The sequence below is a fragment of the Bradyrhizobium sp. MI1.11 genome (assembly GCF_055811255.1).
The window spans coordinates 51,698-63,106 of the sequence record NZ_JBVVPM010000046.1; the positions used below are offsets into that span (position 1 = coordinate 51,698).

The window sequence follows — 11,409 nt, forward strand, 5'->3', positions numbered from 1 at the left end:
GAATGTCTTTGATTTTCGGGCCAAAATCCTATTGGACCCCAGATTCTGCGCGTGGGGAAACGTGCGGTTCCGGAAAGCATTTGCTATCCGGGATTTAAACCCCCCACCCCTACCGGCTGAGAAGGCTGTTGTTTGCGACGCCGCGGCCATGCTCATCGGACCACCACCGCCTGCGCAAAGTTGGCGAGCACGGCGGCCGCTGCCTCTGCGGCTTCCTCGGTGGAGACGCGCGGGGACAGCCAGCAGAGGTCGCCGCCGGGTGAGTGCCAGGAGATCGAATAGCCGCCGTCTTCGTCAGGCAATCGGCTGCGCACAGGCCTGATGGTGACCACGCCACCGAGCTTTGGCACGCGACGAGAGTGCTGTTGACGAAGCGTCCTCATGCAGCCGCCCTCTTGGTGATTTTGTGCTTGATCCAGAACTTCTCCGGCAAGATGCAAGCGGGATCGCTGGGAGGCGGCCCGTAAATGCCGCGCGAATTCCACCGCCCGTCGTATCTGACATAGGTCTTGGCCATGTCGTCCCATTCGGCATCGCTGATGCCGAGGCCATTGCCGGATCCGGCGTCGGAGGACTTGGCGATGCTGGTGACGCGCCCCGGCTTCCCCGCGTCCTCGACCACCCACAGCAGAAACTTCGCTTGCCAGTCGCGCGACTTCGCGGACCTCCCGTCGACCTGCCGATGGTAATTTACGAAGCGCTCGGTCAGCCGGTCGACCGCGTCTTTGGAACCGAGCTTGCTCAGCGCCGCGGTGTAGGTCTCGCCCGTGAGCCTAAAATCATCAGGGATGAACGTCGCGCGCGTGCGCTCTCCCTCATGTTTAAAAGATGGTTCACAATGGTTAGTAGGCAGCCGGCTGCCGGTTTCAGTGCGGCAGCCTGCCGGTTTCGCTGCAGCCGGCTGCCGGATTTGTTCCGGCGAAACCGGCAGCAGGCTGCCGCTTTGTTCTTCAATGAAACCGGCAGCCTGCTGCCGGTTTTTCATCAGGAAGAGATAGCGGCTTGCATGCCCCGGGCCGTGTCCGACTTCGATAGACAAGTGGCCGCGTGCCTCCAATCTTTTGACCATATCGCGCGCCGTTCGCTCGCTCATCGCTATGCCAGCGGCGATCGTTTCAAGGGCAGGCCACGCGACTAAAGCGCGTTCATTCGAGAACAGCGTCTTGTTGACGTACTGCCCTAGCTCGAACGCTACCTTGAAGGCGCTCGCAGGCAGCGAGGCGCTGTTGTCAGCCTTCACCTGGTTAAGCCATGCGAAAAGTGCCGTCGTGCGGTCCTGACTTTCCTGATCAGCGGCCATTCAGCGGGCGCCCCCACGCGGCTTCATGACGACGTCCCACAGCCTCTGCCGAATGGCGGTCTCCAAGCTGATTCGCTCACGCGCGATCAGATCTTCGGTAACGCCCTTCCGGCGCATCACGATGGCTTGCAGATCGAGGGAACGAACGATGTGGTGCTCGCCAGCCTGAGCCGGCAGCTCTAGCGCTCGACGCACGATGCTTCGGACGAGGTCAACGCGTCGGGCCGCGGGAAATGGAATCATTTCCGCCGTCATGCGCAAGCTCCGCGCTCAACGAATGCGTTAGCCACATACTCCGGAGACCCTATAACGTCGCCGGTGCCCGTTATCTTCGTTAGCCGCTGTAAGCTGTTGACGTTTCTAGGTTTTGGCGTTCCTGCCGGGATCGCCATATTCAGTCTCATCGGACGGGGACATCGTCCGGCGCACGCTGACTCGATACACCGGCGTTCACTGTAAGCCCGGTCTACGACGCGCGCCTGCAGAATCCACCGTCCTTCACGAACGCGTGGGTCGCCTCCCTCCGGGCTTTGATCCGGGCAAACGAACCCTATGTATCCGCCGAGCGACTTGCGCCCCGATAAGGACTTTGATGCCACTATCCGACTTGACGAGAATGGCGATCGCATCTGCGGTGGCGGTTGTGGCAATATCGTTCCTGGCAGTTGACGCGGGAGTCGTGAACTCCGGGGTGATCACAAAGCCCATCGCGACGGCGCGGGCCTCCATCGTGGACGCGGCGGCGAGTCAGCACCAACTCGCCTTCGCCGTTCAAGCCTGGGCACGTCGCGGCCACCAGAAGCCGGCCGTGGAAGAATGCCTGGCGATCGATTGAAACAGCGCAGTTTGCCGCTCGTCTCGCGGATGTATGCGCAACGTAACAATCATGTTTGTTACAGGCCATTATTCCCCCGGATGAAGATCGTCCAAATCCAGCCGAACAGTGCGCTCAAGGCGGCGACCGATGCGGCGATTGCCGCGGTCCGAGTCCACCAGATCTGCCGCTCGTGCCGTTCGATATCCGCCTCGGATTTTTGATTATCTTTCCAGTTCAGCCATTCCTGGGCGAACCCGATCGTCATGACGGGCGCGGTTCCGATCGCAATCGCTCCTGCGGATGCCGCGTCGGTCTGGGCTAGGCGCGCTCGGACGTTGGCTGCACCCGTCTTTTCAAGCACCGCAAGCCATTGCTGGGACTGTTCGTCTGAAACATGCCACGTGCATTCCCTGTAAGGAAACGCTGTCGGTCGCTCTGTCATGGCCTTGCACCGCACTCACTCTTCAGTGTCGCCCTGATGTCGCGCCCACCATCCGGCGATCGCCGCCGCAAGATTCTTCCACGACTCGGTCGGCAGATCCGGCACCGCCACCCGGACGCTGTACCGATCCGTAGTCGCGTCGTGAAACCACTCGGTCGCCGCGAAATCGAAACCAAAGCTGCCGGCGTGGCGGATGGGGAAGCCTTCGCCGCCGAGGTCGCGGCTCATGTCCTCGGCCGCCTGCCGCGCGGTCGCCTCATCGAGGGAGCGCCTGCCGCGAAGCGTGACATAGAGGCCGTGGGTGAAATGCAGCTCGGCCGAGAGCGAACCGAGCTCGGCGGCGAAATATCGCGCCGTGTGGCGACCGTTGCGCAGGATCGCCGCGACGCGTTTTTTCGTCAGGGCCCAATAGCCCGCTGAGCCCACGAATGGCGGGAAGTGTGCCGGCAACGCCGCGCCACCGAGAAGCCGGACGGCATTGCCGGTTTCCGCCGCCAGGCTCTCGGACAGCAGCTGGCCTGCATTCAGGTCTTTCCGGCTCCAATGCACGAATACGGCAGAGCCGAGCCGGCCGTATTCCACCCCGAGCGAATCCAGCTTGTTGTGGCTTCGCACCAACACGACCGGAATGTCCCATCGCGCGGCCCATCTCAGAACGCGCCGGATGCGCCCCGATCTACCGGCGAAGCATGTCGTGTCGAAAATCAACAGATCGAGCCCCGAACCGTCGCAACACAAAGCCGCCTCGAACGCCCCGGCAGGGGCGCACGAATCCAGCAGGAGAAACCGTGGCAAGGCTGCCGCAGCGAACGCTTCGCCCAGCGGGAGTCTGGCGGTGACAAGCCGCAAATGGGGGACGAGGCTCTCGATCAGCTCCAGTGTCTCGCCGTAGGTGCCCGGCAGCACCACGACGTCTGCCTTGCCGATGATTCGTGCGGACGCGAGCAGCAGCGCGGAGATCGCGGCCATGCCGGATGCGGTATAGATCGCCTCGCTCCCGCAGCTCCGCTCGAGTTCGTAGAACGAGGGACCACGCACCTTGAGGTCCGCGCGCTGATAATCGTAGCTGAACACGAACGGACCGCTGCTGGGAGACGCCGCGTGCGACCAGGCGGTCTCCGTCGCCTTCCAGTCCTGGAGCGCATGCTCCGCGCGCAGCGCGGCAGCGAGCTGAAACTTGGAGACCACGACCTCGTCGACCGATTGCGGCCGAGCCAAATGCAGCGGGCTCCTCAGGCAATCGTTCAGCAGCCTGATTTCCCTGTGCTTTCGTTCGAGATAGGCCTCGGAGGTCTCCATGCGGATCTTGATGAGGGTCTTGATGCGGATCTTGGCAATTGCGACTGCCTTTCAACGTTCGGCGAACGCATTGGCTCCAACAGTCGGCCCCCCGCTCGTCCTTGCAACGAAGACCGATCCTCGCCGTTGACACTGCACAAGGAGAACATCATGAGCGAGATCAGAGAGCACATGAAGATCGTCGGCAAGGACGGCGCACATGTCGGCACCGTCGACCGCGTCGAGGGCAACCGTATCAAGCTGACACGGAAGGACAGCCCGGAAGGTCACAAGGACCATCATCATTACATCGACACGAAATATGTCGGTGCCGTCGAAGGCGATGTCGTCAAGCTTTCGGTCAATGCCGACGCGGTGCCGAAGTCGGAAGCAGCCTGAGCCAGCAAGTCCCCTCGGGGACTTTTTGTTTGTTCACGGTCCTGCTCCGCTTCGTTCTCCGAAACGAAACGCGATCGGAAAATCGTCGCCCGAACGAGTCTTAACGTCGCGTTTCGACGGCTCGCGTCAGGCCTCGAGCGTCACGAGCACGGGCCGGAAGCGGTAGGCGTCGATCGCGGCGTTGGACAGAAGCAATCGTCGCCTCTCGCCACCCAACATCATGCGGTCGATCCTGTTCAGGATGAACCGGGCCGCGTCCCTGCGCTCGCCAGTAAGCAGGCCGGATTGGTCGAGATACTTCCAGGCAATCTCGAAGGACTGTGCGCGCAACTCGGGATCGGTCATAGCGGCTCAACGTCGGCGGGGAACCGACGTTCCATCGGCAAGACGCCCTCCCCCGGTCGCCCTTCATGATCTTCGCGCGAAAAGTATTGAGGGGGCGCGGAACGAACCTGCGATCAGCGCGTTCGATATCGAGTGGTGCCGATTTGCCAGCCCCGATCGGCTCTCGAGAACCCCGTGCTCGTCCCCCCGGGCACAGGGTTTTTCTTTGAATACGGATATTGTCGTAAGAGCGTGGGCTCAGTCCGTCCGCTCTTGGCGCCGGTCGCGGGCGAGTTGGTGCCAGGCCAGGGCCAGCTCGATGAGACGTTGCCGGTCGGGGCCATCGGCCGCCACGGCGCGCTTCATCGCCGCCTCGGCTTCGTGCTGTGGATCGTACTTGGTACACATGAAGCAATTCTAGCCGGACGATCTGGACAAGCGCGTGGCAATTTCGTCCGTATGATTGCGGGGTTAATGCCTCCCGACACGGATTTGCGACGCGATCCAGCTCACGCATCTGTCGAACGATCCCCCCGATTGTGGGCTTGGTGCGTACCGATCTGTGAAGTGCGTCACAGCCGGCGCCCGGCGCCTCCGCTAAACAGTTCTCAGCGCTCCCAGAGAGGGAGAAGGCATGGGAGATATTCCCGTCATGACGCAAGAAGCCGCAGCCGAAATTGCCGTCCCGACGCGACGCGAAAGATCCGACCCGCTCGGCATCGCTTATCTTGCGACCATCGGCATCGTGATGCTGGCCTGGATCGCAGGCCTGGTCTGGGCCGCGATCGCGTTCTTCAGCTGGCTGGTGTCCTGACGCGCGGGCGATCCCCCTTGAATCAATTCCCGGCCAGCTGACGGCCAGCGCAAAACGAAAAGAGGCGGACTTTTCGCCCGCCTCATCGCTTCAGGTCTCGCCTGGAGTGCTCAGTAACACGCCCGGGGATCGGCCTGCACATACTGGCCGCTCGGATAGCGGTAGTAGCAGTTGCCCTGGGCCAAATAGTAGCCGGGGCGCGAAGCAGCCGTCGCGCCGGCGATCGCCCCGGTGGCACCGCCGATCACGGCGCCTGCGGCCGCGCCCGAGGCGTTGCCCGAGATCAGGCCCCCCAGCACGCCGCCGACGATAGCGCCGCCAAGCGCGCTCGCACCAGGATCCGCCGGCGGCGGCGGAGGCGGCGGTTCGTAGGCGACCGGCGGCGGGGCGTAGGCCACAGGCACGTCATCGTAATAATCCTCCGAGATGTAGGCCGGAGGCCCTTCCATGCGCTGCGGATAATAATACCGCGCGCCGCCCACATCCCACCACCAGCCGGAGCGGCCGTCGTGGACTTCGTGGCGCCAGCGTCCGCCATCCCAGGCGAGACGGCCGCGATAGGTGTGTCCGCCCCAATCGCGCGCCGGTGCGGGACCCCTGGCGTAATTGCGTCCAGGCGGCGGGCCGCCGGCACTGCGCGGACCAGAACCTGCATAACCCGGACCGCCCGCGTGAGGCTGGCCGCCGGTCTGTAGCGCGGGCCGGGCAGCCTGCTGCGGCGGCGGCCCCTTGCGCATGTTCTGCGGCGGCGCACCTCCGCTCGGCCCGGGCGATGGCTGGGCGGCGTCTCTCGGCGGCCGGGCGTCCTGAGCCTGCGCCGGGACGGCGAGCAATGACATGGCCGAAACCAAGGGAATGATGATCTTGATGCGACTGGACGCACTCATGCGTGCTTGCCCCTACTCTCTCGATTGCCGTCGATGGCCGTGATGCCTGGCGCGATAGACGATTCGGCTCGCGCTGAGCTGATGCCGGCTGACATGACTGACCTGCTTTGGTCGGCCAAGTCCCGTTACAAATGATTAAGATCACGACATTTTTTCGTCCGCGCGGGCCGCTCTGGAGTGCCTCTACCGGGCCGGCTCGATCACATTGCAGTTGCTTCGCCCGGACATCAGGCAGTCCTGCATCTTGCTCGCGGAGGTGAGATCGCGGGCGAGCCACCAGCCGACGCCGAGGATGACAATCGCGATGATCAAGCCGGCGATGGCGCCGCGGCGGTTGTCACCGGATTGAGGTTTTGGAGGGGATTTGAGCTTCGCGCCCGGTTTGGGCTTAGGCTCGGGCTTGGCTTCGGACTTGGACATGGCTGACCGATCACGGGGCGAGCGGGCTTTATCACCTCTGCGGCGTGGCGTCACATCCCGCCCAGCTTCTTAGCCTCGGGTCGGGCGGATTGCTTCCTTGCGCGAGGTTTCGGCCGCCGGGATCGCCTGCTGGGCCCGCGGTGCGCAGGTCGTGAGCACAAACGCAGTCTGGGTGCATTCCCAATCTGCACCCAGGACGGCACTTTCGATCGGCTGCGGGCTGGCGAAGAGCAGCGTGACAGCAGCCAGGGCTGCCACCGCGACGGCGATTGCGAGCGCCTTCAGGCTCAGTCTTGAGATCGTCATGCCCGTGCTCCGCGTCTCATACCAGGCGGGACGCTAGGCGCCGCCCTGGTGCCCCTTATGAGGGGCATCACAATTCGGCAGTTTTTCGGGGCTACGAGAGATCGTCGGGGGCGGCGATTTTCGTCTACCTGATCGGCTGCGATTATAGGTGGCATCACGGCGCGCGCCGATGTACACGCATCTGCGTCGCGCGGCGCCCGCTATGCCCAGCCGACGTACCAACAGGCAGTGATGTAGGATCGAAAGCGAGGATGACAAGGTTCGCCGATGAGTGGATTTAGGGAACCAGGCTTCTCCGACCGGCAAAAGGCGGCACAGGAAGCACGCAAAAACCTTTTGAACAAATTCAAGTCGCAGCCGGGGCCGGATGATCCCGCGGTTGTGGCGAAGCGTGCGGAGCGCGAGGCCCTTGCGGCCAAGCGCGCCGAGGCAAAGGCTGCGCGCGAGACGGAAAAGGCCGAGCAGAAGCGCCTTCAAGAAGAGGCTGCCGCGCTCGAGGCCGCGCGGATCGCCCGCGAAGCCGAAGAAGCCGTCGCGAAGGCCGCCGAAGCCGAGGCCGATCAAAAGGCCAAGCGAGACGCCCGCTACGCCGCCCGCAAGGCGAAGCGCAAGTAACGTTCGCAAGTCACGTTCAATTGAATTTGGACTGAAACAATACTCCGGGGGCGGTCTACGTGACCGCCCCCGGATTTTTGGCGCGCGTCTGGCTGTCGCAAGCGCCGCCTCGACGATGGAAGATCAGTGCTTCTTCATCATCCCGTCGTCTTTCTTCATCCCGTCCTTCGACATCGTGTCCTTCTTCATGCCGTCGTCCTTGGACATGGTGTCCTTCTTCATGCCGTCCTTGGACATCGTGTCCTTTTTCATCATGCCGTCATCCTTGCCCATCTTGTCCTGGGCAAAGGCGGCCGGCGACAGCGCGAGGCCGAGCGAGAGAACGGCCGCCGAAACGCCGAGCGCGATGCGGGTACGAATGGTCATGACTGGTCTTCCCTTCGAGATGATGTTTGTCAGCGACGGACGCCGCTATCTGATCTCGACGGATTGCCACGGGGCGTTGTTACGCGACCGCTGATAAATTTCTGCGCCCCCGCCGCCCCTTCGTTGGACGGATGCAGAAACACCCAGAAGTGTGCAACGCAGCATGGTCGACACTTGCCGCGGCATTCGGTCTCGAACTATCAGACTAGAGAACATTGTCTGAAAGACCGGCTAGGATGGGCCTCAGCACGGTCTCAAAGACCCGCCCAAAATCACAGCAAGCAAGAACCGTCCAAGAAACGTCCAAAGGGAATCACACCATGCTCACGCGCCGCCACTTGATCGCGACCGCCGTCGCCGCACCCGCCATTCTCCGTTTCAGCACCGGCACCGCGCATGCCGCGACCACGCTGAAGATCTCGCATCAATTCCCGGGCGGCACCGTTGACAAGGGCGATTTCCGCGACCGGCTCTGCCGCATGTTCGCCGCCGAAGTCGCCAAGCGCAGCAACGGCGACATCGCCGCCGAAATCTATCCGAACTCCTCCCTGATCAAGACCAACGCGCAGTTCTCCGCGATGCGCAAGGGCGCGCTCGACATCAGCCTCTACCCGATGCCCTACGCCGGCGGCGAATTGCCGGAAACAAATATCGGCCTGATGCCGGGCCTCGTCACCACCTACGACCAGGGCATGCGCTGGAAGAAGGAGCCGGTCGGCAAGGCGTTGACCGACTTCCTCGCCGACAAGGGCATCATCCTGCTCAGCTGGGTGTGGCAGGCCGGCGGCGTCGCCAGCCGCTCCAAGCCGATCGTGGCCCCCGAAGATGCCAAGGGTCTCAAGGTGCGCGGCGGCTCGCGCGAGATGGACATGGTGCTGCAGACCGCCGGCGCATCCGTGCTGTCGGTGCCCTCGAACGAAATCTACGCAGCGATGCAGACGGGGGCCTGCGATGCCGGCATCACCTCCTCGACCAGCCTGATCTCGTTCCGCCTCGAAGAGGTCGCGAAATCGCTGACCTCGGGCGCAGGCGCGTCCTACTGGTTCATGCTCGAGCCGCTGATGATGTCGAAGGCGATCTTCGACAAGCTGCCGAAGAACCAGCAGGACGTCCTGCTCGCGGTCGGCACCGAGCTCGAAGCCTTCGGCCGCAAGGGCGCGCAGGACGACGACGTCGAGGTCGCCAAGGTCTACGAGAAGGCCGGCGCCAAGGTCTCGGCGCTCGATGCCGCGACCGTCGGCAAGTGGCGCGACATCGCCCGCGACACCGCATGGAAAGACTACGGCGCCAAGACCGCGACCTCGGCCAACCTGCTCAAGCTCGCGACCGACGTCGCCGCATGAGCCACGGTCCGCTTCCGGATCGTGACGACCAGGCCAACGCTGCCGCAAGGACTGGCCTTGCGGCGGCGATCGATCGCGGTCTCGCCATCCTCAACAACATCATCGTCGTGTTCGCCGCGATTGCGCTGATCGCCGCCTGCGCCATCCTGAGCTACAGCGTGCTCAGCCGCGCCTTGTTCAAGGCCGCCAATTACTGGCAGGACGAGGCTGCGGTGTTCCTGCTGGTCGGCGCCACCTTCATGACCGCCGCCTACGTACAGCAGAACCGCGGTCACATCGGCATCGAGGCCTTCGTCGGCCTGCTCTCGCCGCTGGCGAACCGGATCAGGCTGTGGCTGGTCGACGCCGTGACGCTTCTGTTCTGCGCTTTCTTCGCCTGGAAGTCGTGGACGCTGGCGCATGAAGCCTATGTCGACGGCCAGGTCTCGAACTCGATGTGGTCGCCGCCGCTGGCCATCCCCTATTCGCTGATGGCGTTCGGCATGAGCCTGCTCTGCGTCCAGATCTTCGTGCAGCTTGCGCTGCCTTTCGCTGGAGCCAGGCGTTCATGAGCGTTTTCGGTATCGGCCTCGCATACGGAATTGCGACGCTGGTCGTGATGTTTTCGGGCATGCCGATTGCGTTCGCGCTCGGCGCGGTCGCGGTCGTGTTCATGGGCATCTACATGCCCGCCGCCTCTCTCGATACGGTGACGCAGAACGTCTACGAGGAAATGGCCTCGATCACGCTGCTGTCGATCCCGCTCTTCATCCTGAAGGGCGCCGCGATCGGCAAGTCTCGCGCGGGCCAGGATCTCTATTCGGCTCTGCACGCCTGGCTGCACCGCGTCCCCGGCGGCCTCGGCGTCGCCAATGTGTTTGCCTGCGCGCTGTTTGCGGCGATGGCGGGCTCCTCGCCCGCGACCTGCTCGGCAATCGGCTCGGCTGGCATCCCCGAGATGCGCAAGCGCGGCTATTCCGGTGGTTTTGCCGCGGGCATCATCGCCGCCGGCGGCACGCTCGGCATTCTGCTCCCGCCGTCGATCACCATGATCCTGTTTGCGGTCGCCGCCGAAAAATCGCTGGGACGGCTGTTCCTCGCCGGCATCGGGCCCGGCCTGCTGCTGGTCTCGCTGTTCGGCGTCTACGCCGTGATCCGCTTCCGCCAGGAATACGCCGCGGCCGAAGCGATCTACAAGAACGGCGGGCCGGAAGCTGCGATCCTCGCCCGCGACGAGTACACGCTTGCGGAACGCTTCAGCGTGCTGCCACGCGTAATCCCCTTCGTGCTGCTGCTCACCGGCGTCATGATCGCGCTCTATGGCGGCTACGCCACGCCGTCGGAGACTGCCGGCCTCGGCGGTCTCCTGGCGCTGGCGCTGATCGCGGCGATCTACAGCGTGTGGCGGCCGAGCGACCTCGCCCCGATCCTGAAATCGACGATCCGGGAATCGACCATGCTGATGATGATCATCGGCATGTCGCTGCTCTATTCCTACGTGATGAGCTATCTGCACATCTCGCAATCGGCCGCCGAATCCGTCGTCGCGATGCATCTGCCGCGCTGGGGCCTCTTGTTCGCGATCCTCGTCATGGTCGTCGTGCTCGGCTTCTTCCTGCCGCCGGTCTCGATTATTCTCATGACCGCGCCGATCATCCTGCCGCCGCTCCGTGCCGCCAATTTCGACATCATCTGGTTCGGCGTCGTCATGACCATCGTGATGGAGATGGGACTGATCCATCCACCCGTCGGGCTCAACATCTTCGTCATCCGCAACGTCGCGCCGGACATTCCCCTGCGCGAGGTGATCTGGGGCACGCTTCCTTTCGTGCTCTTGATGATGCTCGCGGTGCTGCTGCTGTGCTTCGTGCCGGGCATCTCGACCGCACTGCCGGACCTGGTGATGGGGCCGGACGGGAGCAGGTAGCGGCAATCGCAAGTGCTGTAGGGTGGGCAAAGGCGCGCAGCGCCGTGCCCACCACCTCTCTGTGCTTCCGCGAAAAGTGGGGGGGGGGGCGGGGGGTTGGGCCCCCCCCCCCCCCCCCCGGTACACACACCCCGACCCCCCCCCCGGCGCGCCCGCGGGGGCCCCCCCCCCCCCCCCCCCCCCGCGCGATAT

General features: G+C 63.8%; 18 protein-coding genes. 7 read left to right on the forward strand and 11 right to left on the reverse strand.

Annotated elements, in window-relative coordinates:
* Positions 1 to 152: 152 nt before the first annotated feature.
* Genes AC0L30_RS32335 through AC0L30_RS32345 form a run of 3 tightly spaced genes read right to left on the reverse strand, consistent with a single transcriptional unit; the run spans position 153 to position 1,555 of the window.
* Positions 153 to 383 (reverse strand): hypothetical protein, encoded by a 231-nt coding sequence (locus AC0L30_RS32335; RefSeq protein ID WP_473406074.1) that lies wholly within the window; start codon positions 381 to 383, stop codon positions 153 to 155.
* A complete protein-coding gene (locus AC0L30_RS32340; RefSeq protein ID WP_473406075.1) occupies positions 380 to 1,300 on the reverse strand; it encodes a hypothetical protein in 921 nt (306 codons plus the stop codon). The genes AC0L30_RS32335 and AC0L30_RS32340 overlap by 4 nt, the downstream gene beginning before the upstream one ends.
* Positions 1,301 to 1,555, reverse strand: a complete 255-nt coding sequence (locus tag AC0L30_RS32345; protein WP_473406076.1) for a DUF6074 family protein — start codon at positions 1,553 to 1,555, stop codon at positions 1,301 to 1,303.
* A gap of 337 nt (positions 1,556 to 1,892) precedes the next feature.
* Between AC0L30_RS32345 and AC0L30_RS32350 the strand changes: the two genes are divergently transcribed.
* On the forward strand, positions 1,893 to 2,135 hold the full coding sequence (locus tag AC0L30_RS32350) for a hypothetical protein (RefSeq protein WP_473366236.1): 243 nt from the start codon (positions 1,893 to 1,895) through the stop codon (positions 2,133 to 2,135).
* A gap of 58 nt (positions 2,136 to 2,193) precedes the next feature.
* Here the strand turns inward: AC0L30_RS32350 and AC0L30_RS32355 are convergent, their stop codons facing one another.
* Positions 2,194 to 2,559, reverse strand: coding sequence for a hypothetical protein (locus tag AC0L30_RS32355; RefSeq protein ID WP_007591279.1), 366 nt, complete (start codon positions 2,557 to 2,559; stop codon positions 2,194 to 2,196).
* A gap of 15 nt (positions 2,560 to 2,574) precedes the next feature.
* Entirely contained in the window at positions 2,575 to 3,858 is a 1,284-nt protein-coding gene (locus AC0L30_RS32360) for a hypothetical protein (protein ID WP_473406077.1), read from the reverse strand.
* Positions 3,859 to 4,008: 150 nt separating this feature from the next.
* On the opposite strand from AC0L30_RS32360, the gene AC0L30_RS32365 reads away from it, so the two are divergent.
* The gene (locus AC0L30_RS32365; RefSeq protein ID WP_007591282.1) at positions 4,009 to 4,236 is read left to right on the forward strand and encodes a DUF2171 domain-containing protein; all 228 of its coding nucleotides are present in this window, start codon (positions 4,009 to 4,011) and stop codon (positions 4,234 to 4,236) included.
* Positions 4,237 to 4,362: 126 nt separating this feature from the next.
* Here the strand turns inward: AC0L30_RS32365 and AC0L30_RS32370 are convergent, their stop codons facing one another.
* Positions 4,363 to 4,581, reverse strand: coding sequence for a hypothetical protein (locus AC0L30_RS32370; protein ID WP_007591284.1), 219 nt, complete (start codon positions 4,579 to 4,581; stop codon positions 4,363 to 4,365).
* A gap of 237 nt (positions 4,582 to 4,818) precedes the next feature.
* Positions 4,819 to 4,968, reverse strand: coding sequence for a hypothetical protein (locus AC0L30_RS32375; protein WP_473406078.1), 150 nt, complete (start codon positions 4,966 to 4,968; stop codon positions 4,819 to 4,821).
* Between the two features lie 226 nt (positions 4,969 to 5,194).
* Between AC0L30_RS32375 and AC0L30_RS32380 the strand changes: the two genes are divergently transcribed.
* Positions 5,195 to 5,374, forward strand: a complete 180-nt coding sequence (locus AC0L30_RS32380; RefSeq protein WP_007591288.1) for a hypothetical protein — start codon at positions 5,195 to 5,197, stop codon at positions 5,372 to 5,374.
* Positions 5,375 to 5,484: 110 nt separating this feature from the next.
* Here AC0L30_RS32380 and AC0L30_RS32385 read toward each other — a convergent pair whose 3' ends face one another.
* The 3 genes from AC0L30_RS32385 to AC0L30_RS32395 form a co-directional block, all read right to left on the reverse strand.
* Positions 5,485 to 6,261 carry a hypothetical protein gene (locus tag AC0L30_RS32385; protein WP_354128216.1) on the reverse strand — a complete coding sequence of 259 codons (777 nt, stop codon included), beginning with the start codon at positions 6,259 to 6,261 and terminating at the stop codon, positions 5,485 to 5,487.
* A gap of 183 nt (positions 6,262 to 6,444) precedes the next feature.
* A complete protein-coding gene (locus AC0L30_RS32390) occupies positions 6,445 to 6,681 on the reverse strand; it encodes a hypothetical protein (protein WP_007591292.1) in 237 nt (78 codons plus the stop codon).
* A 69-nt stretch (positions 6,682 to 6,750) separates the two neighbouring features.
* Positions 6,751 to 6,987 carry a hypothetical protein gene (locus tag AC0L30_RS32395; RefSeq protein ID WP_354128215.1) on the reverse strand — a complete coding sequence of 79 codons (237 nt, stop codon included), beginning with the start codon at positions 6,985 to 6,987 and terminating at the stop codon, positions 6,751 to 6,753.
* A gap of 267 nt (positions 6,988 to 7,254) precedes the next feature.
* Between AC0L30_RS32395 and AC0L30_RS32400 the strand changes: the two genes are divergently transcribed.
* Positions 7,255 to 7,602: a DUF6481 family protein gene (locus AC0L30_RS32400; RefSeq protein WP_007591299.1), complete on the forward strand. Its 348-nt coding sequence runs from the start codon at positions 7,255 to 7,257 to the stop codon at positions 7,600 to 7,602.
* A 123-nt stretch (positions 7,603 to 7,725) separates the two neighbouring features.
* On the opposite strand, the gene AC0L30_RS32405 is transcribed toward AC0L30_RS32400, so the two are convergent.
* On the reverse strand, positions 7,726 to 7,968 hold the full coding sequence (locus tag AC0L30_RS32405; protein ID WP_007591301.1) for a pentapeptide MXKDX repeat protein: 243 nt from the start codon (positions 7,966 to 7,968) through the stop codon (positions 7,726 to 7,728).
* 320 nt (positions 7,969 to 8,288) lie between these two features.
* Between AC0L30_RS32405 and AC0L30_RS32410 the strand changes: the two genes are divergently transcribed.
* The 3 genes from AC0L30_RS32410 to AC0L30_RS32420 are packed head-to-tail and all read left to right on the forward strand — an operon-like array spanning position 8,289 to position 11,217.
* Complete coding sequence (locus AC0L30_RS32410) at positions 8,289 to 9,311, forward strand: TRAP transporter substrate-binding protein (RefSeq protein WP_007591303.1); 1,023 nt, start codon at positions 8,289 to 8,291, stop codon at positions 9,309 to 9,311.
* On the forward strand, positions 9,308 to 9,862 hold the full coding sequence (locus AC0L30_RS32415; RefSeq protein WP_007591315.1) for a TRAP transporter small permease: 555 nt from the start codon (positions 9,308 to 9,310) through the stop codon (positions 9,860 to 9,862). The genes AC0L30_RS32410 and AC0L30_RS32415 overlap by 4 nt, the downstream gene beginning before the upstream one ends.
* Positions 9,859 to 11,217 (forward strand): TRAP transporter large permease, encoded by a 1,359-nt coding sequence (locus tag AC0L30_RS32420; RefSeq protein ID WP_007591317.1) that lies wholly within the window; start codon positions 9,859 to 9,861, stop codon positions 11,215 to 11,217. The genes AC0L30_RS32415 and AC0L30_RS32420 overlap by 4 nt, the downstream gene beginning before the upstream one ends.
* The last annotated feature ends 192 nt before the right edge of the window (positions 11,218 to 11,409 follow it).